Source organism: Clostridium sartagoforme AAU1 (assembly GCF_000401215.1).
Classification (GTDB): domain Bacteria; phylum Bacillota; class Clostridia; order Clostridiales; family Clostridiaceae; genus Clostridium; species Clostridium sartagoforme.
In genome coordinates this window covers 1-20,066 of sequence record NZ_ASRV01000064.1, presented here as the reverse complement: position 1 = coordinate 20,066, position 20,066 = coordinate 1, and the positions used below count along the sequence as shown (strand labels likewise).

The following is a 20,066-nucleotide window of genomic DNA, read 5'->3' as shown; positions in this document are numbered from 1 at the left end:
AAAATATATAAAATATAATATAGTGATTTATAGGAGAATAGCTTTTGTTAGAAATATTATTATCAATATCAATGGTACTTTTAACTACAACTATAATACTTATAATAGAATACAAAAATATGAAAAAGAAAAATAAATGAAAAAAGGGCTATTTCTAAATATATTCTCATTATAAAGCAAGAGTCATTTTATATGAATATATTAGAAATTAAGCCTTTATTTATTTTTTGAAATTTGATATAGTAGTTTTGGACATAAAAAGAGATAATAATATATGGTGAATTAATAGTTTATAGAATTATTATTTTATATTATTAAAAATTGGTAGATTTATTTAAGAAATATAGCAAAGATTAATACATATATAATGATATTTTATACATAGGGAGGGATAAAGTTTGGATATTTATTTTGACAATAGCTCAACAACAAAACCATATAGAAAAGTTATAGAAGAAGTAGCAACTGCAATGGAGGAATATTTCGGAAATCCATCATCTCTCCATAAGATAGGAATGAAAGCTGAAAGGAAGCTTACAGAAGCAAGAGATTTCTTAGGTAAAAGCATAAATGCATCAAAAGAAGAAATATATTTTACATCAGGTGGTAGTGAAGCAAATAATTTAATAATAAAAGGATTAGTAAAGCCAGGACATCATGTTATAACAACTGTATTTGAGCATCATTCAGTTTTGATGACATATAAGGAGCTTGAAAAAATTGGTGTTAAAGTCACATATTTAGATGTTAATAGAGATGGGAAAATATCTTTAGATGAATTGAAGGAAGTTATATGTAAAGATACTGTATTAGTTTCTATAATGCATGTAAATAATGAAATAGGAACAATACAGCATATAGAAGAAATAGGTAGTATTATAAAAGAAAAAAGTTCTAGAGCAAAGTTTCATGTTGATGCAGTTCAATCTTATGGAAAACTAAATATAAATGTAAAGAAGATGAATATAGATATGCTATCAATTTCTGGACATAAAATTCACGGACCAAAGGGAATAGGGTTTTGTTATATAAAAAAGGGTATAGTTTTAAATTCATTAATAAATGGCGGAAGTCAAGAAGGTGGATTTAGAGGTGGAACTCAAAATGTTCCAGCTATAATTGGTTTACATAAGGCAGCAGAAATAACTTTTATTAATCAAGAAGAAAACTTTAACTATGTAAAAAATTTAAAACAATATATGATAGAAAAGTTACAAGAAATAGATGATTTAAGAATAAACAGTCCTTTAAGAGAAGATTTTACACCTTACATATTAAATGTTTCATTTATAGGTGTAAGAGCAGAAGTTTTACTTCATTTATTAGAAGATAAAGATATATTTGTGGCTACTGGATCTGCATGTACTTCAAAAACTAGTGCATCATCTGGAAGTTATGTAATAAGAGCTTTAGGATTAGAAAAAAAAGAAATAGAAAGTGCTATAAGATTTTCATTTTCAAGGTTTAATACTAAAGAAGAAGTTGATGAAGTTGTAGAAGTTTTAAAGGGTTCATTAAATTTTTTAAGGAGAGTAAAAAAATGAATAAATTAATATTAGTAAAATATGCATCAGAGATTTTTTTAAAGGGCTTAAATAGAAATAAGTTTGAAAAAAAATTAAGAGATAATATAAAGAAAAAATTAAAGGGAATTAATTATGAATTAATTTCTGATCAAGGCAGATATTTTATTAAAGCAGATGATATAGAAGAAGCTACTGAAAGAGTAAGAAAAGTTTTTGGTGTTGCTGAAGTTTGTATAGTAACAGAAGTACCAAGAGATATGCAAGCAATAAAAGAAGAAGCGTTAAAAAAAGTTAAGGATGCTAATCCTAAAAACTTTAAGATAGAAACGAATAGGGCAAATAAGGTATTCCCTAAAAATTCATTAGAGACTTCTAAGGAAGTTGGAGCATATGTAGTTTATCATATGGATGGATTAGAAGTTAAAGTTAAAAATCCAGAATGTCTAGTAAATATAGAAATTAGAGAAAATGCATACATATATACAACAAAAGATAAAATTAAAGGTGCTGGTGGTTTACCATATGGAATAAATGGAAGCACTATGCTTATGTTATCTGGTGGGATAGATTCACCTGTTGCGGGATATTTAATGGCTAGAAGAGGTGTAGAATTACATTGTGTTTATTATCATAGCCACCCTTATACTTCTGAAAGAGCAAAGGATAAGGTTAAAGATTTAGCTAAAATACTTTCTACTTATACAGAAAAGGTTAAATTGCATATAGTACCATTTACAGAAATACAAATGGCAATAATAAATGGATGTAGAGAAGATGAATTAACAATAATAATGAGAAGATTTATGATGAGAGTTGCTTGTGGTTTAGCAGAAAAATATGGCATCCAATCAGTAGCAACAGGAGAGAGTATAGGGCAAGTTGCTAGCCAAACTATGGAAGGCTTAATGGTAAGTAATGATTGTGCTGATAGACCCGTATTTAGACCACTAATAGCTATGGATAAAACAGATATAATGGATATAGCAAGAGGAATAGGAACATATGAAACTTCAATATTACCATACGAAGATTGTTGTACTATATTTGTTCCAAAGCATCCAAAAACAAAGCCAAGAGTAGAATCAATAAGAGAATCAGAAAGTGTATTAAATATAGATGAACTAGTAAATAAAGCAATAGAAGAAACAGAAGTAGTTATTTTTCAATAAAGGAAGCAATTAACTATTAACAATTAAGGCTGATAAAAAACAAAGTTTTTATCAGCCTTAATTTAAAATTTTGATTTTAAGTTTACTAAAAATCTTCCCAAATTGTACATTGTTAATTGATTTATCTCGCTCTCATTCGAGTTGCTTGTTGTCTAGCTTTTTTTATCTGACTGTGATCAAATGGATGTAAATCTTTCTTTGTAGTTAAGTTAGCTATATTGGAAATAGTGATAACTTCAGAATCAGATTTTCCTTTTTCACCTTCAATTCCCATGATGATTACTTTATGACCTTGTTTAACATCAATAAAAGTTGGCTTTTTAAACCACTTTCTAGCCTTGTATTGAGTTTTAACTACACCTTTACCCATATCTGGTTTAACTAAAATATGAGCAGTTAAAATTCTTAAAATTCCTAATATGTTCTTTTCTTCAATTTTTACAGATAAAACAGTACCAGCAGAACTAGTCATTCTATCTCCATATTTATCCATATATGCATCTGTAAAGTATTTACTCATTTTATCTTTGAAACCCATAATTAAAACTCCTTTATATCTAAGAAATATTTCATAATAAAATAATTATAATAACAAGGTCATTATAACATAATTATATAATTTGTTAAATAAAAAAATAAATTTATTATTTACCTATTTCTTTTTCATATAAATTACTTAAAATTTTTATATGAAGTTCTTCATCTAAGATTATTCTATTAATAATTGCAATGATATTTTCGTCATCAATTATATTAGCAGTCTTTCTATATTGTTCAATTGCTTCCTTTTCACTCTTAATATCAGATAATAAAATTTCTTTTAAACAAATATCTTTGGCTATAAATTTCGAACTCCAATAAAGGTCTTTATTTTTTTTCTTAGTAAGAAAGTTGGGTTTTCGCCCAAAGCTATCAGTAATTCTCCTAAAATTTCTAAGTGATGCATTTCAACGATTGCAATTCCCTTTAAAGTATTTTTGATATAATCACTAGTTATTAATTGATGATAAGTATACTGGGTAATAGCAGTTAACTCAGAAACCTCTCCAGCATAGCTTTTTTTTATTAAATCAGCATAAATAGAATTTTTATCATATACTTTAATTTTAGGATAAGGCAAACCTAATGAATAACTATCTTGAAGATCTTTATAATCACCTTTCATAATAACTCCTTTAAATTATTTATCACTATAATATATGATTAAGTTTTTTATAGTGACAGGATTTTGTAAAGCAAAGTATTATTATTACCTTCACTATTTTATCTTTTTCATTTAAAATTAGTAGTTGAAAATATTTAATTTGAAAAAGTTTCATTTTAAATTATTTGATATTATCAAAATATAGAAAGGGAGAAAGTAATGAATATAGTATTTAATGAAATAACACAAAAAGCTTTGTTAAAAGAAATTGAAAAAAGTGAGCATAATCATATAAGAGTAAAGGTAGTGGCTGTTGGATGCGGAAAACCTGCTTACGATTTATATGCAGATTTTATTTCAGATGAGGACTTTGAGGTTACTATTAATGAAGTAAGGTTTGTAATAGCTAAGCAAGATGAGAAGTTATGCAATGATATTGAAATAAAATATGATAAGGAAATTTATAATAAAGATTTCTATATAAGAAGTTTATAAGATTTTAATGAATATATAAAAAGTTATTTGTGTATCAATTTTTATGACTTATTAAAAACAAAAAAGATGAATGATTTTATAATTCATTCATCTTTTTCATAATACTAAGAGGATACTATTTATATTGCATCCATTTATATTATTTACTTAAATATAATTATTATTCAAAGTTTATTTAACTAAAATTAAATATTTTGATAAATCTATCTTATATTCTATTAACATTTCAATTATTGTATCTCTGAATTCATTCTCAGGAGACTTTCTAGAAATAATCTCTGGTAAAGTTATGTTAGAATACATTATATCCCTTGAAAATTTATAATTTTTATTAAGAATATCAGCAGTTTTTATAACTATATCATTCCAGTCATCACTCTGGACTTTAAAGTTATCTAACTTAAATGATACTGGTGTTTTATCAGTAAAATCATTATATATTTCTAAATAATTATTAAGAATAGACTCATCTAAGGGGAGATATTCCTCTTCCTCTTTTTTTGTGGTAGAGTCAAATTTTTCATTTTTATTTCTAATACTATCCATCCAATCAATATATTTTTCAATACTAATACTAATATCATAAAGCCTTACAGATATTTCTCTATATTTGCCACTTAAATTAAAGTTTCTTTCATTTTTTATTATTGAACTAGATGTATCTTCAATAAAATCTATAGATTTTTCTAAAGTATTTTTTAAATTTGTTAAAGAATTTGCTATTTCTATAGAAGCTTTAGGAAATTCTTTAGTTATAAATTCTATTACCTCTGTATCTATTATTGGATAGTCTTCCTTTTTTTTATTATAGTATCTTCTTCTACTAACGAACTATTAGAAGATTTTAATAAAGAGAATTTTTTATTAGCCATTGGTATTCCTTTCAAAATTATTTCTACGTATAATTGTACTAATAAAAATTCATATATATAACTAAAATAATAAATTTACATAGGGTAAACAATAAAGGAAGTTACACATATTATGTATTATCTAAACTTCAAGATAAAAGGAGAGAATACAAATGAGAATATGTTTAACAAGAGTAAGACGTAATACTTTATCTACAGGAACAGAATGTAATTTATCAATTTGTGCAGATGGAGCCTTTGGAAGAGCGTTAAGAAGAAATTTACCTGGATGTATATGCGGAAAAGGAATAAAAATAAATATTATAGTAAGGAATTGTGATGGTGTTTTACCGGCCCCGGCTCTTCCATGTAATAATTTATTATCAATTTCTAGTCCTATAAGAGTAATAAGAAGAAATCCATGTTGTAATAATATTGGTTTTGATAATTGGGATATGGATAATTTTAATATTTCTGATTTTGATACTGATACATTTGATAATAGCATTGTTAATGAAAGTGAGTCCTTCGGAGTAGAAAATTTTAATTTTGATGAATTAAGTTGTACTAGTTGTGGTAATAATGACTTAAATAGTGGTAATTGTGATTTATCATCAGGAAATCTTAGTGGAGGTTGCGGATTGAGTAGAAATTCTATGCCAGAAGAATTTGCCATAATAGTAAGATCTTTTAATCCTGCACTTTCAAGATTCTTATGTAGGTATCCACAAACTTATGTAACAGACTGTGATAATACTATAAAATTAATTTTCATATTTGATAGAAATGGAAGTGTACCACCATATGAGAATATTTCTAACTCCTCCAATTGTTGTTCATGTGGATTTGGTGGATGTGGATTCGGTTGTGGCTGTGGAGGTTTATTTGGATTAACAGCTCTTGCATTATTATTCTGTTGCTGTTAGTTAAAGTTAGATAATTAAATTTGAATCTAAATGAACAAAAGATAAGCTTAAGTGCCAAGGTAAGATTAAAACCTTACCTTGGCTTCTTTAAGTTAAATTTCAGAAAATGTTATAATTTTGTTATGAAACTGACACAATTTTTATAGTATAATAGTCTTGGGGAATTAATATGCTTAAAGTAAAGTGAGGGAGTATTAATATGGAAAAACTTCTCATAGACAAAGTTAATTTAACGATTGAGAATTATAGAGCTGCAAAAGAGGATTTAAGAAATGATGGAGATTTAATTAATCATTTTGCATCTTTAGTTTTTACTCATTATGAAAAAGAAATTCCGTTTGAAAAAGTAAAAGAAATTAGAAAATATATAAAATCTACTTCATCAAGAGTTTCACCATTTAGAGGGGAAATGCTTTATATTTTATCTTTATTAATAGCATTGGAAGAAACAAATGAGTACAAGCTAATAGAAGATATATATGAAACGATGGAAACACTAAAATTTAAAGGATTTAATGAATGTGATTATTTAATATTAGCAGCTTTTGTTATAGCTAAATATGGATATAATAAGGATAAATATGAAATAGTTAATAAAATGAAGGATGTATATATTTTATTAAAAGAAAAATATTATAATATTACTGGAGAAGATGATTATTTAGTTTGTGCATTATGGGCATTAAATGATATTGATGTAAGTACAATTGATGAATTTATAGAAAGTATTTATACTCATATGGCAGAATTAAATATAAAATCTAAGAATGGTATTCAGGGGTTAACAAATGCTATAATGTTAAATGGATCTTCAGGGCACATGTACAAGACTATAGAATTTATATTACAGCTAGAAAAAAGAGATATAAAATTAGCACAACAATTTTTACCTTTACTTGGAATGCTAACTAATAACGATATAAGAAAAAGTTCTGATTTAATTGAAGACGTAGTAGATATGCTTTGTGAAGAAGAAAGTGAATATGAATATTATATGGATAAAGGGTTTAGGAATATTATAGCAATAACAATAATATCATTTTCAACGATATCTGAAAATAGAAATTATATAGATGAGTTATTAGCCTTAGGGGTATATTGTTTTATAAAATCTAAAAATAAAGGAATGTTTGCAGAAGCTCTAGCGTAAAAAGGAGAAAATATGGAAAAGGTAATTTTACATGTAGATATGGATGCCTTTTTTGCATCAGTTGAACAACTTGATAATAAAAAACTTAGGGGTAAGCCAGTAATCGTTGGTGGAGTAAGTGAAAGAGGAGTTGTATCAACATGTTCATATGAAGCTAGAAAATATGGAGTGCATTCTGCAATGCCGATATTTATAGCACAAAAATTATGTCCAAATGGTATATATTTAAGAACAAGAATGTTTAGATATAAAGAAGTTTCGGGGCAGATTTTTAATATTTTAAGAGATGTTACAGAAATTATAGAACCACTTTCAATTGATGAAGCTTATTTAGACATAACTAATAGTAATTTTGATAATGGAATGGAAGCTGCAAAATATATAAAAAATAGAGTTTTTAAAGAGATTGGACTAACTATTTCTGTAGGCATATCATATAATAAATTTTTAGCAAAATTAGCTTCAGATTGGAATAAGCCAAATGGAATAAAAATTATAACGAAAAATATGATTCCAGAAATACTGTTACCATTGCCTATTTCAAAGATACATGGACTTGGTAAAAAATCAGTAGAAAAACTAAATAATATAGGAATATTTCTAGTTAAGGATTTATATGAAATGCCTAAAAATTTTTATATAGAATACTTAGGTAAATATGGATTGGAAATCTACGATAGAATAAGAGGTATTGATAATAGAGAGGTTAAAATTGAAAGGGATAGAAAGTCTTATGGGAGAGAGAGAACACTAAAGAGTGATACTAATGAAAAAGAAGAATTATTAATGTATTTAGAAAATTTTTCTGGAGAAATAAGTAAAAGTCTTTTAAGAGATAATGTTGAAGGAAAAACAATTACAGTAAAATATAAAACAAGTGATTTCCAAAGTCATACTAGAAGCAAAACACTAAATTATTATACAAATAACTTTAAGGATATATATAATACATGTAGGGAAATACTAGATAATGAAGAAATAACTCAAGGAATTAGGTTAATAGGAATTTCTATATCATCATTTAAAGAAAATACTATAGAACAATTAAAGTTATTTTAAACAAAATATAAATTGATATATTTATTTATAAACTAGCTTTATTTACTATTGTTTTTCATTTATAATAAATTCCTGAAAGATAAACTTGAGATACAGGAGGATAATATTAAATGAATAAAAAAGATTTAGCAAGAATGATAGACCATACAATATTAAAAGCAGAAGCAACTGAAGTGGAGGTAGAAAAACTTTGCACTGAAGCTTTGGAATATAATTTTGCATCAGTATGTGTAAATCCTTCTATGGTTGAAAAAGCTGCAGAAATATTAAAGGGTAGTGAAGTAAAGGTTTGTACAGTAATAGGTTTTCCTTTAGGAGCAACAACAACAGAAGTAAAGGCTTTCGAAACAGAAGACACAATTAAAAAAGGTGCAACAGAAGTTGATATGGTTATAAATGTTGGAAAACTTAAAGAGGGAAATTTAGAATATGTAAAGAAAGATATAGAAGCTGTTGTTAATGCGGCAAAAGGAAAAGCTTTAGCTAAAGTTATAATAGAAACTTGTTTATTAACTGATGAAGAAAAGATAACTGCTTGCAAGTTGTCAAAGGAAGCAGGAGCAGATTTTGTTAAGACATCTACAGGATTCAGCACTGGCGGAGCTACAGCAAGGGATATAAAGTTAATGAGAGAAACAGTAGGACCTGATCTTGGAGTTAAGGCTTCAGGTGGAGTAAGAACTAATGCAGATGCTTTAGCTATGATTGAAAATGGTGCGACAAGAATAGGTGCATCAGCTTCAATAGCAATATGTGAAGGAACTGAATCTAACTCCAATTATTAATATTTAAAACTTTTATTAAATATAAATAATTGCGTAAATTTATTTGGGAAATAAAGTTTTTCATTAATTATTAATCCATATATTGAACATTTTTTATAACATTAAAATAAGTCTATAGGCAAATAATAATAGTGTAAGTTATAGGAGGTGTTTGATATGACTAATGGATGTGGTTGCAATAAAAATAAAAAATCAGAAGAAAAAAACATATTGATGAAAGTGGAAGTCATGGAGCAAAAAAGACAGCTACAAATAATCAATGGGGTAAATAGTAACTAAAAAAAGTCTGTAATAAGCAAATGTTTATTACAGACTTTTTTATATTACTAGACTATATATTCTATTTTAAATTTCAGTGAAATTATTTTAATTTATTATACAATATTTTAAAATTATATTTAATAAAATTCAGTAAGGATGTTGAATTTTTAGAAAGGTACACAGAATAATACTTGAGTCTTCAAATATGTATAAATATTTTAAAGAAATATATTTACAAACATCGCATTATATTGTAATATATACTATATAATAAAGTAAAAAATATCGGGGGATTAAAATGGATAATATAAGGAACTTTACACCAAAAGAAGGATCATTTTTAAAATACGTAACTTGGCTATTAATAACTTATTCAATAGTAGCAATATTTTTATTTTTTAATGGTAAGTTAGTATTTGATATTACGTTGAACTCATTTTATATTGTTGCAACATTTGTTTTAGTAACATTAATTTATTCTACTTTTACATTTAGTAAAAAATATATGAATATTGCATTAATAGTGGCAGGAGTATATATTATTCTAATAGGAGTATTTAGTCCTATAGTGAGTTACAAGGCTCATAGAAAGCTAATTGGTGATGTAAAAAGTATTGAGTTTACTAATGAAATAGATCATATAGATCTAAAACAATTACCAACAATAGATAAAGATTTAGCATATAAATTAGCAGATAAAAAGCTGGGGGAGATTCCTAGCCTAGGTAGCCAAGTAGAAATTGGAGATTTAACATTACAAAGTATCTCTGGACAACTTTACTATGTTGCTCCATTAGAGCATTCATCATTATTTAAGTGGTTTACCAATAAAGAAGGAACCACAGGCTATATAAAAATAAGTGCAACAAATCAAAGTGATATTCAATTGGTAACTGAAGTAAATGGAAAAGATATTAAAATAAAATATTTAGATTCAGCGTATCTTTTTAGTGATTTACGAAGAGCAGCTTATTTAAGAGATATGAAAGCAGGTCATACTGATTTTACCTTTGAATTAGATGATGAAGGTAATCCGTACTGGGTAATTACAAGATATGATAATGCTATTGGATTATCTGAATCAAAAGCAATAGGAGTATTGGTACTAGACGCTCAAAATGGGGATTCTAATATTTATTCAATAGAAGATGCACCAAAATGGATAGACAGAATTCAACCAGATAGATATATAGAAAACTATATAAATAAATGGGGAGAACTTATACATGGAATATTTAACTTTAGTGATAAGGATAAATTAAAGGCTACCGAAGGAATGAATTTAATATTTAATAATGAAGAATGTTATTATTATACAGGAATAACATCAGTAGGAAATGATGAAGGATTGGTAGGATTTATGCTAACTAATACTAGAACTGGTGAAGCAAATATGTATAAAACTTCAGGAGCAACAGAAATAGCAAGTATGAAGTCAGCAGAAGGGAAAGTTCAACAGTATGGATATACAGCTACTTTTCCGTATTTAATAAATATACAAAACGAACCAACTTATTTTATGACTTTAAAGGACTCTAATGGATTAGTTAAGCAATATGCTATGGTAAATGTTGAAAACTATAATATAGTAGGAGTTGCGGATTCGTTACAAGGAACTCTTAATAAATATTTAGAAGGATTGACTGATACTAATATTTCACTTGAAGGAAGTAATAATGAAGAAACTTTAGAAGGAGAGATTGAGAGAATTGGAGTAGTAGTTAAGGATGGAACTAGTATTTATGATATAAAAATTAAGGGAAATAATAATATATTTTCAGTTTCCACAGAAACATCAAGAGAAGTTGCATTAAGTTCTGTTGGAGATAAGATATCGGTTAAATTTATAAAATTTGGAGATGGAAAATTCATATTAACAAACTCATTTGAAAATATTACTTTAAATAATAACGGGAATTAATACAAATAAAGAAAAGCATGAATTGATTAATATTCATGCTTTTCTTTATTTATATTAATTTCATATTTCACTAATAAAAGTAGTAATATAATTTGATTTTATCACATAAAATGTTTAGAACATTATATAAGTAAGTTTTATATAGAGGTGTGAAATGAAAATAAAAATAGATATTTATTCAGGTTTTTTAGGCGCTGGCAAGACTTTTCTTATGAAAAAACTTATTACAGAAGGAGCTTATGAAAATAATATAGCAATTATAGAAAATGAATTTGGAGAAGTTAGTATCGATGCAGCAATTTTAAGAGAGTCTAATATAGAGGTAAAGGAAATAAATTCAGGATGTATTTGTTGTCAAGTTACAGGAGATTTTAAATCAGCAATTTTAGAGGTTATTAAAGAATACAAACCAGATAGAATAATAGTTGAACCTTCAGGAGTTGCAAAATTAACTGATATAGTTAAAGTTTTTAATGCTGAAAGTTTAAATGAAAAGGTAGTTATAGACAATATAATAACAGTAATAGATCCAGAAAAATTTAATAGTTATATTGAAAACTTTAAAGAATTTTATGAAAATCAAATAATAAATGCAAAGAAAATAGTGTTAAGCAGAACTCAAAAGTTAAATTCCCAAGATCTTGGAGATATTATTTCAAGAATCAAGAGATTAAATAAAGAAGCAATTATAATAACTGATGAATGGAGTAAATTAGAAGGGAAATTTATACTAGAAAATAATCATTTAGAAGCTAGTAAATATGAAGCTATAAATATAAAAGGAAGCAAGTTGAATAAAGCTAAACTAAGTAAAAGAATTGAAGAGCATAAAAAAGCAGATGAAATTTTTGAGACTTTTGCTATTTATCCAAAAGCTAAAATATCAAAATTAGAGTTAATATCTAAATTTAAGTTTATATCATCATCAAAGACTTATGGTGATGTATTAAGAGCAAAAGGGATAGTAACGCTATTGGATGGCAGTAATGGACAATTTGATTTTGTAAAAGATGAATTTCAAATTAGAGAAATAAAAAATGAATCTAAAAGTGTGATTTCTTTTATAGGAATTAAATTAAATAAAGATCAACTAAAAAGTCTTTTTAAATAAGGAGTAAAAAGTGAAGAGTAAATTAGAAATAGTAAGTGGATTCCTAAGCTCTGGAAAAACATCTTTTATAAATTCTTATTTAACAACAGAAGTATGTAAGAATGAAAAAATATTAGTAGTTCTTTTAGAAAAAGGAACTACTAATATAGTAAGAAATTTAAATTATGTTAAAGTCGTATATCTAGAAAAAGTTAATAATATAAAAGAACTCCTATTAAAGGAAATACAAGAGGAGAAATATAAAAGAATAATAATTGAATTTAATGGAACATATAATTTGAACATAGTAACTGATTTACTTAAGGATAAAAAAATAAAAGAAAAGACAAGCTTCTATGGGAACTATTATGTTGGAGACTGTAGGAATTTGGATGTATATATAAAGAATATAGGAGAACTTATAATTCCATTTATTCAATCAAGTAAGCTTATAATATTAAATAATATAAATTATATAAATGAAGAGAAGAAAGAAACTATAGTAAAAACTATAGAAAATATAAATTTTACAGCACCTATAATAAAATCTTTTAGTATAAATAATTTAAAAGACGATTTGGATGCAAGTAATTACTTTAAAGAAAGCAAATTAACTAGAAAGTTTAAAACTCTTTTTAATAAGGGGGAATACAAAAAATGAATATAACTATATTAGAAAAATGGGCCAATACATTTATTAGTATGATATTAGAAGCGTTGCCATTTATATTAATTGGAGCTTTAGTTTCAGCAATAATACAAATGTATATTTCAGAGGAGTTAGTAAAAAGAATCTTACCTAAAAATAAATTTATATCTATGTTATTTGCTGCATTAATAGGAGTTTTTATACCTATATGTGAATGTGCTATAGTAACCATTGCAAAAAGCTTAATAAAAAAAGGGGTGCCCATTGGAGTAGCAATAGTCTTCATGCTTTCTGTTCCTATTGTAAATCCTGTAGTTATATTATCAACTTTTTATGCATTTAGTGGAATAAAAGTGGCTTTAATAAGAGTTTTAGGGGGAATAGTATGTGCTATAGTAATAGGAAGTTTAATGGATATATTATCTACAAAGAATAAGGATATAATAAAAAATAACAATAATTATGATACCATGTGTGATTGTGGATGTGTAGCAACTAATTATTTTTATAATAAATCTAAAATAAGATTATGCTTAGAACACGCTAATAAGGAATTTTCTAATATATTGAAGTATTACATATTAGGCTCTTTTTTATCTAGTTCATTTATAGTAATGGTTGATAAAGATATGTTAAATATAATGTCAGGTGGAAAGTATATACCTATAATTATAATGATGACATTATCATTTTTACTTTCTTTATGTTCAGAAGCAGATGCATTTATAGCAAGAGGATTTTTAAACCATTTTGGATTACCAGCTACTTCAGCATTTTTAATACTTGGACCAATGCTGGATTTGAAAAATTCTATAATAATTGGATCTTATTTTAAGAAAGGCTTTGCACTTAAGCTTATAATATTAATTCCCCTAATTGTACTAGGTTTTTCAATAGCTTTATCAATAATCATATAAGGAGGTAGTATGAAGAAATTTAATGTGGATGAGTTTATATGGTTATTAATATTAATACTGCTTACAACATTTATTGGATATTTATTATTTTCAGGGTATATATATAGGTTTTTAAGCGCAAAAACTGCAAAGAATTTATGGATAGCTTTAATAATATTACCGATACTTATTTTAGCACAAATATATAAAGTAATAAGTTTCAATTCGAGAAAAGATAGTTCTATTAGCTATCTACCAATAATATTGACTTTAACAATAGGAGTATTTATATCATTAAATGATTTTATAATACAAGAGAGTATGAATATAAATGTTTATAGTTTTAAAAATAAGATAGCAGATGAGGCTCTAGAAATATCGTATGAAAATCATCATATAATAGAAGAAATAGATGAGGGTGGAGAAGAATTTTTAGGAAAATATATAATATTTACTGGATTTGTTCATAGACATAATAATGAACAAAAGTTTCTTTTAGCAAGAGAAGAAATGAATTGTTGTGTGGCAGATTCTGTAATTATAGGTTTAAAGTCAATTAGTAAAGATAACTTTAATGATGGACAATGGATAAAAGTCTTAGGAAAAATAGAATATGATGGAGAGTACTACTTAAACATAATAGAATATATTAAGGTGAACCCACCGAATAACCAATATTTTTAACTTAAAAATGACTAGTTATATGTTTTATATTTTATAACTAGTCATTTTAATTTGATAAAATAAAGTTATTTTTTATTTGGTTCTACATGAATTATTACATCTATTTTTTTGCCCAGCTTGTTAATTAAAGTATTTTCAATTTTATGAACTAAACTATGTGCTTCATCAATATTTAAATTAGAATCAACTTTAATATGCATATCTAAAAACACATAATCTTTAAAACCTCTAGAGCGTATATTGTGAACATCTTTAATATCATCAAATTCTTCTAAAATATCAATAACTATTTCTTCATCTAATATTACTTTATCAGTTAAAGGAGAAATATTATCTTTAAATATTTCGTAAGAAGCATGAAGTATGAAAAGAGAAACTATAAAAGAAGTTATTGTATCAACTATAGGAGGAAATCCTAATTTTATACATAATAATGTTATTAAAACTCCGCTAGAAACAAATATATCACTTTTAGTATGAAGAGAATCTGCAATTAGTAGTTGACTATTAAGTTTAATTCCTTGTTTGTTTTCATAAACTGCAACAAATATATTAATAAATAATGTTAATAATATAATAACTAAGCTCTCTACACTAATTTCTAGTATAGATGGATTAAACAACTTGTAAATTGAAGATTTAATAACGCTAAAAGATATAAATAAGAGCATAGTTCCAATGAACATACTTGCAATTGTTTCAAATTTTTTATGACCATATGGATGCGAGCTATCTTTAGGCCTAGATGCTAAAACAATACCTATTATACCTATTATATTTGAAGCACTATCAGAAATAGAATGAAACCCATCAGCCATTACACTGGAACTATTTATTACTAAACCAATTAATATTTTAGAAACGGCAACAATTAAGTTAGCCCCTAGTAATACTAACAATATAAGCTTAACTTTTTTATAATTATTATTTTCTATTTTTCTCATTTCCTTTACAAATAATATATAATTCCATTTTATTCTTACAAATTATAAAAGTTACACTATAAAAAAGATAGTAATTATAGGAGTTTAAAAAAGAAGTTGTTAGAAAAATAAAAAGGGGGAAGGGGGAATTAATAAAGATATTTTGGTTAAACTAAAGTTAAAATTACTAAAGGTTGGTGTATATAATGACTATAATAAATTTTATTATATTTAACTTAATATTATATTCAATTATAGGATGGTTAATTGAAGGCTTGTATAGCTATGTTGTATCTGGAAGTTTTAATAAAGAAAGATTTATGAAGGGGCCATATAAACCAATGTATGGAATTGCTTTTACTATTTTAGTATTATGTGATAAATATCTTAATATTAACATAGTATTAAAGCTTATACTATATTTTATAGTTCCTACAGCAGTAGAGTTTATAAGTGGGTATTTATTAAAGGAAATGTTTAATAAACAATATTGGGATTATTCAAATCTTAAGATGAACTATAAAGGATTAATAACACTAAGATTTTCTTTTTATTGGTTTGTACTATGCTATATAGGTTTAAATGTAGTTCAACCTATAATAAATAGTATATATTTAAGTTTAGAAAAGGGTTTTAGAATATCAAATCTTATCTTCAGTTTTGTAATAATATTTGATTTAATAATAACAATAAAAAGTTTATATAGAAGTCTTGCTATTCAAAATTAAGCTTTAAATATACATAATAAAATTATAAGAAAAAATTCAATATTGCTTAATTTTTAGTATTTATATATTATATAAATATATAATATACTTAATGAAAAGGAGAAGAATATGTCATTTGAAAAATTAGATATGAAAGATACAGAAGTAAGAGATGGAAGAAGCTGTATTATTTTATGTAACTTTAATGCAAAGGAAGTAAAAACAATTAGCAATCTTGCAGGAATGTTTGGAATAAAAGATAAAATAATATTAAATTATAAAAATGGGAATTCAATTGTAAAAGATATATTAGAAAATAATATATTATCTGATTCAGAAGATGGAGTAAAAAATAAAGCAATAATATTTAATAATATTCCAGGTGCAAAGATGGGAACATTTATTGAAAATATTAAGAAGTTTAGAATAAATAATGTATTAAAAGCTACAGTTACAGAAACATCAAGGGAGTGGACCGTTAACTTTTTATTGAAAAATCTAGTGGCGGAAAGAATAGCAATGAAATCAGGAAAAGACTTCAACCATGATGAAGAATAGTAAAAAAATGACAAGCATTTTTCAGTTCATAGTTCACAAGGCACAGTGCACAGTTGTTTTATTTTTTTAGGTAACAGGGAATAAGGGAACAGGTGTCAGGTAAAAGGTAACAGGGAACAAGTTAAATTATAGTCTGCTACGCTTAACTAAATTTTAATGTCCCTCACCAATTATTTTTTACCAATAACTTAATTTATTATTAATTTAAATTCTTAATATAAGTTGGCGAAGGTAAATAGACGGTGAAATAAGCATATAGCGAGAAACTAGAGGTGCTTGGTGAAGGAAGAGCTACTATGCCTTAGTGTTGTTGGTTTGTCTGAGCGCAGCGAGTTTAACCAAAACTCTTGGCATAGTAGTTCTCCGAGCCTAGTACTTCTTTGCGTAGCTATTTAGCTTATGAAACATATCTATTTATCGTAGCCTTTATATTCACAATTTAAATCTATTGTGCATTTTTAATTGTTAATTCAAAAAAGGGGGATTTTAAGTGGGAGTCAAGAGAGAAGTTGAATTAGAAACAATAACAACTAGATTTTTAAATCTTAGAAATTTAGGGTTAGATGAAGAAACCATAATAAAATTACTTGAAATAAATGAAGAGGATTTAGAAGTTATAAAGTTAAATTTAGAAAAATAAGATAAAAAACTTAATAACAGAAGAATTTTTAGAAAATAGATATTATAGGCTATATTAGTTTACAATATCTATTTTTATATTTCACAAATAAAATTAAAGGCGAATAGTCTTGTATAAGAAGAAACTTCAATTCCTAAAGCTACATTTTGATATGAGTTTAACTTTATTGAGAATTTGATGTTTTATAGGTTAAAAAAATAACTTATTCAATAATTCCTAATATTATGATATACTATCCAAAAGAAAAGAGGTGATGTTGTGGACTATTTTATTTCATTTTTAGAAGGTATAATAACTTTTATCTCACCATGCATTTTACCAATGTTGCCTATATATATTTCATATTTTATGGGAGATAATAAGGAGAATGAAGAAAGAACTAATAATAACGCATTAATGAATTCTATAGGATTTGTAATTGGATTTTCAATTATTTTTACATTATTAGGAGCAGCAGCAGGAAGTTTTGGTGTATTTATACAAAAATATATTAAAACTTTTAATGTTATAGCAGGAGCGCTATTAATTATATTTGGATTGAACTATATCGGGATTTTGAAAATAAATATCTTGCAAAGAAGCTTTAAATTAAAAAATAAAAATAATTTAAACAATCTTAATTTAACAGCATCTATCTTATTTGGAATGATATTTGCGGTAGGATGGACACCTTGTGTAGGTACTTTTCTGGGATCAGCTTTAATGTTAGCTGCAAATAGTCAAGATTCTGTTCGAGGAACATTTATGTTACTAAGTTATAGTTTAGGACTTGGAATTCCATTTATAATTTCTGCTATACTAATTGAGACACTAAAGGGAGCTTTCAAATTTATTAAGAAAAATTATAAAATTATAAATACAATATCAGGAATACTATTAATCATAATAGGAATTTTTATGATGACAGGTTACTTAAATAAGTTATTATCATTACTTACTTTTAATTAGGAGGAAAGGAAATTGAATAATACAAAGAAATTAATACTAATAGTATTATCATTAATTTTATTATTTGTTATTGTAAAGTTTGGATATGGATATCTTTCAGGAAAATATATGCCTATTGAAAATAACAAAGAAAACAGTAGTTCAGAAAAAAGAAAAGCACCAGACTTTGAAGTTTATAATGAAAATGGAGAGGCTATAAAGCTATCAGATTTTAAAGGGAAAAAACCAGTTGTAGTAAATATATGGGCAAGTTGGTGTGGTCCTTGTAAAGCTGAAATGCCATATTTTGAAGAGGCTATGAAAAAATATGGTGAAGATATAGAAATACTTATGGTAAACCTTACAGATGGTCAAAGAGAAACTAGGGAAAAAGCAATAAATTACTTGAAAGAAAATAATTTAGATATGAAAATTTTATTCGATGAAAAATTAAGTGCTGCTAATGCATACTCAGTTCAATCAATACCAAGAACTATATTTATAGATATAGATGGAAATATAGTAGAGGATAATATAGGATTGAGAGAAGAATCTATTTTAATTAAAAATATTAAACAACTTATTAAATAAATATATAAAGAAAGAAGATTGGGCAAAATTTATGTGTCTGATCTTTTATTTTTATAGTACTATATCAGTATATAATAGTTTTATAGATGGGAGGATATTTTAGTGGATAGCAAAAGGTTACTTTCCTTAATAAAAAAGGAAGAAGGAGTAAAGCTAGATTTTAAATTAAGGCTATCCTTACAATATGAAAGCAATAAAAAGGAATTAGCAAAAGATATTTCTGCTATTGCAAACTCTAGAGGTGGAAGAGGTTATATAATAATTGGAGTAGAAGATAAAAGCAAGAAAATTGTTGGGTTAAAAGATGATGAGATAATAAAAGAAGAACAAGTACAACAAATAGTTTCATCAAGGTGTGAACCACCTATTCCAATATCTGTTGATACAGTAAATATAGCAAATAAAAGTATATGTGTAATAACTATTTATTCAGGAGAACAAAAACCATATCAAATAAGAGAAAGTGGAGCTTTTTATATAAGAAGAGGATCTACCACAGATACTATGAGAAAGCAGGAACTAATTGAAGCTTTTGAAGAAAATTTAGATTTCTTTATGGAAACTTCTACAATAGTTAAAAGTGATATTTCATTTTTAGACGAAACTTTACTTAAACAATATTTTTATAATAAAGGTATAGAATTAAACAATGAAAATAAAAAGTTTCTTTTAGAAAGTTCAAGAATAGCGTATAGAGAAAAAGAAAGTGAAAATATGAATTGTACTTTAGGTGGATTATTGGTTTTTTCAAATTATAATAGCTTATGGATTCCTCAAAATATGATAAAGATAATAAATAGAATTAATAAAAGTGAAGATGAGGTTACAGTAATTCAAGGTAGTATATTAAATATGATAGATAAATCAGAAAAAGTTCTTTTTAATATTTTACCTAAGGAGTATCCAACTTCTGCAATAGTAGAAGGCATAAAAAATGCAGTTTTATATAGGGAGTACTCCAGTATAAATAAGATTATAGAAGTAAACATAGGGTATAAATCCATATCAATAACTAGTCCGGGAGCATTAATTGAAAGGTTAGATAATGGAGTTGGAAGTAGCAAAAGAAATATGTGGATTTACGAAAAGTTGATAACATTAGATAACAACAAAA

The 20,066-nt window shown here is 25.8% G+C and carries 24 protein-coding genes; 20 read left to right on the top strand and 4 right to left on the bottom strand.

The window, feature by feature from the left end; all coding sequences use genetic code 11:
• The first annotated feature begins 398 nt into the window (after positions 1-398).
• Entirely contained in the window at positions 399-1,544 is a 1,146-nt protein-coding gene (locus A500_RS05335; protein WP_016206561.1) for a cysteine desulfurase family protein, read from the top strand.
• Positions 1,541-2,695 carry a tRNA uracil 4-sulfurtransferase ThiI gene (gene thiI / locus A500_RS05330; protein WP_016206560.1) on the top strand — a complete coding sequence of 385 codons (1,155 nt, stop codon included), beginning with the start codon at positions 1,541-1,543 and terminating at the stop codon, positions 2,693-2,695. The genes A500_RS05335 and thiI overlap by 4 nt, the downstream gene beginning before the upstream one ends.
• Before the next feature lie 121 nt (positions 2,696-2,816).
• Here thiI and A500_RS05325 read toward each other — a convergent pair whose 3' ends face one another.
• Both A500_RS05325 and A500_RS19375 read right to left on the bottom strand, forming a co-directional pair.
• Entirely contained in the window at positions 2,817-3,233 is a 417-nt protein-coding gene (locus tag A500_RS05325; protein ID WP_016206559.1) for a hypothetical protein, read from the bottom strand.
• 300 nt (positions 3,234-3,533) lie between these two features.
• Positions 3,534-3,860: a ferritin-like domain-containing protein gene (locus A500_RS19375; protein ID WP_016206558.1), complete on the bottom strand. Its 327-nt coding sequence runs from the start codon at positions 3,858-3,860 to the stop codon at positions 3,534-3,536.
• Between the two features lie 198 nt (positions 3,861-4,058).
• Between A500_RS19375 and A500_RS05315 the strand changes: the two genes are divergently transcribed.
• The gene (locus A500_RS05315) at positions 4,059-4,334 is read left to right on the top strand and encodes a hypothetical protein (RefSeq protein WP_016206557.1); all 276 of its coding nucleotides are present in this window, start codon (positions 4,059-4,061) and stop codon (positions 4,332-4,334) included.
• A gap of 171 nt (positions 4,335-4,505) precedes the next feature.
• Here the strand turns inward: A500_RS05315 and A500_RS05310 are convergent, their stop codons facing one another.
• On the bottom strand, positions 4,506-4,880 hold the full coding sequence (locus tag A500_RS05310) for a hypothetical protein (protein WP_016206556.1): 375 nt from the start codon (positions 4,878-4,880) through the stop codon (positions 4,506-4,508).
• A 64-nt stretch (positions 4,881-4,944) separates the two neighbouring features.
• On the opposite strand from A500_RS05310, the gene A500_RS05305 reads away from it, so the two are divergent.
• The 11 genes from A500_RS05305 (at position 4,945) to A500_RS05260 (ending at position 14,606) form a co-directional block, all read left to right on the top strand.
• Positions 4,945-5,124, top strand: a complete 180-nt coding sequence (locus A500_RS05305; protein WP_040436559.1) for a hypothetical protein — start codon at positions 4,945-4,947, stop codon at positions 5,122-5,124.
• 234 nt (positions 5,125-5,358) lie between these two features.
• Positions 5,359-6,111, top strand: a complete 753-nt coding sequence (locus A500_RS05300) for a hypothetical protein (RefSeq protein WP_016206555.1) — start codon at positions 5,359-5,361, stop codon at positions 6,109-6,111.
• 199 nt (positions 6,112-6,310) lie between these two features.
• On the top strand, positions 6,311-7,261 hold the full coding sequence (locus tag A500_RS05295) for a DUF4003 family protein (protein ID WP_016206554.1): 951 nt from the start codon (positions 6,311-6,313) through the stop codon (positions 7,259-7,261).
• Between the two features lie 12 nt (positions 7,262-7,273).
• The gene (locus A500_RS05290) at positions 7,274-8,320 is read left to right on the top strand and encodes a DNA polymerase IV (RefSeq protein ID WP_016206553.1); all 1,047 of its coding nucleotides are present in this window, start codon (positions 7,274-7,276) and stop codon (positions 8,318-8,320) included.
• 110 nt (positions 8,321-8,430) lie between these two features.
• Positions 8,431-9,105 (top strand): deoxyribose-phosphate aldolase, encoded by a 675-nt coding sequence (deoC, locus tag A500_RS05285; RefSeq protein ID WP_016206552.1) that lies wholly within the window; start codon positions 8,431-8,433, stop codon positions 9,103-9,105.
• 156 nt (positions 9,106-9,261) lie between these two features.
• A complete protein-coding gene (locus A500_RS21645; RefSeq protein WP_278245086.1) occupies positions 9,262-9,384 on the top strand; it encodes a hypothetical protein in 123 nt (40 codons plus the stop codon).
• A gap of 280 nt (positions 9,385-9,664) precedes the next feature.
• Complete coding sequence (locus A500_RS05280; protein ID WP_016206551.1) at positions 9,665-11,287, top strand: hypothetical protein; 1,623 nt, start codon at positions 9,665-9,667, stop codon at positions 11,285-11,287.
• A 154-nt stretch (positions 11,288-11,441) separates the two neighbouring features.
• Positions 11,442-12,398, top strand: a complete 957-nt coding sequence (locus tag A500_RS05275; protein WP_016206550.1) for a CobW family GTP-binding protein — start codon at positions 11,442-11,444, stop codon at positions 12,396-12,398.
• Between the two features lie 10 nt (positions 12,399-12,408).
• The gene (locus tag A500_RS05270; protein ID WP_016206549.1) at positions 12,409-13,038 is read left to right on the top strand and encodes a GTP-binding protein; all 630 of its coding nucleotides are present in this window, start codon (positions 12,409-12,411) and stop codon (positions 13,036-13,038) included.
• The gene (locus A500_RS05265) at positions 13,035-13,943 is read left to right on the top strand and encodes a permease (RefSeq protein WP_016206548.1); all 909 of its coding nucleotides are present in this window, start codon (positions 13,035-13,037) and stop codon (positions 13,941-13,943) included. Before A500_RS05270 ends, A500_RS05265 begins: the two co-directional genes overlap by 4 nt.
• A gap of 9 nt (positions 13,944-13,952) precedes the next feature.
• A complete protein-coding gene (locus A500_RS05260; RefSeq protein WP_016206547.1) occupies positions 13,953-14,606 on the top strand; it encodes a TIGR03943 family putative permease subunit in 654 nt (217 codons plus the stop codon).
• A 65-nt stretch (positions 14,607-14,671) separates the two neighbouring features.
• Here the strand turns inward: A500_RS05260 and A500_RS05255 are convergent, their stop codons facing one another.
• A complete protein-coding gene (locus tag A500_RS05255; protein WP_016206546.1) occupies positions 14,672-15,550 on the bottom strand; it encodes a cation diffusion facilitator family transporter in 879 nt (292 codons plus the stop codon).
• A 185-nt stretch (positions 15,551-15,735) separates the two neighbouring features.
• On the opposite strand from A500_RS05255, the gene A500_RS05250 reads away from it, so the two are divergent.
• The 6 genes from A500_RS05250 to A500_RS05230 all read left to right on the top strand — a co-directional run.
• Entirely contained in the window at positions 15,736-16,257 is a 522-nt protein-coding gene (locus A500_RS05250; protein WP_016206545.1) for a putative ABC transporter permease, read from the top strand.
• A 108-nt stretch (positions 16,258-16,365) separates the two neighbouring features.
• Positions 16,366-16,794, top strand: coding sequence for a DUF3783 domain-containing protein (locus A500_RS05245; RefSeq protein WP_016206544.1), 429 nt, complete (start codon positions 16,366-16,368; stop codon positions 16,792-16,794).
• A gap of 490 nt (positions 16,795-17,284) precedes the next feature.
• Positions 17,285-17,434, top strand: coding sequence for a hypothetical protein (locus tag A500_RS20310; protein WP_156174332.1), 150 nt, complete (start codon positions 17,285-17,287; stop codon positions 17,432-17,434).
• Positions 17,435-17,692: 258 nt separating this feature from the next.
• The gene (locus A500_RS05240) at positions 17,693-18,382 is read left to right on the top strand and encodes a cytochrome c biogenesis CcdA family protein (protein WP_016206543.1); all 690 of its coding nucleotides are present in this window, start codon (positions 17,693-17,695) and stop codon (positions 18,380-18,382) included.
• Between the two features lie 12 nt (positions 18,383-18,394).
• Positions 18,395-18,952 carry a TlpA family protein disulfide reductase gene (locus A500_RS05235; RefSeq protein ID WP_016206542.1) on the top strand — a complete coding sequence of 186 codons (558 nt, stop codon included), beginning with the start codon at positions 18,395-18,397 and terminating at the stop codon, positions 18,950-18,952.
• Positions 18,953-19,054: 102 nt separating this feature from the next.
• On the top strand, positions 19,055-20,066 hold a 1,012-nt coding region (locus A500_RS05230; RefSeq protein WP_016206541.1), incomplete at its 3' end, for an AlbA family DNA-binding domain-containing protein.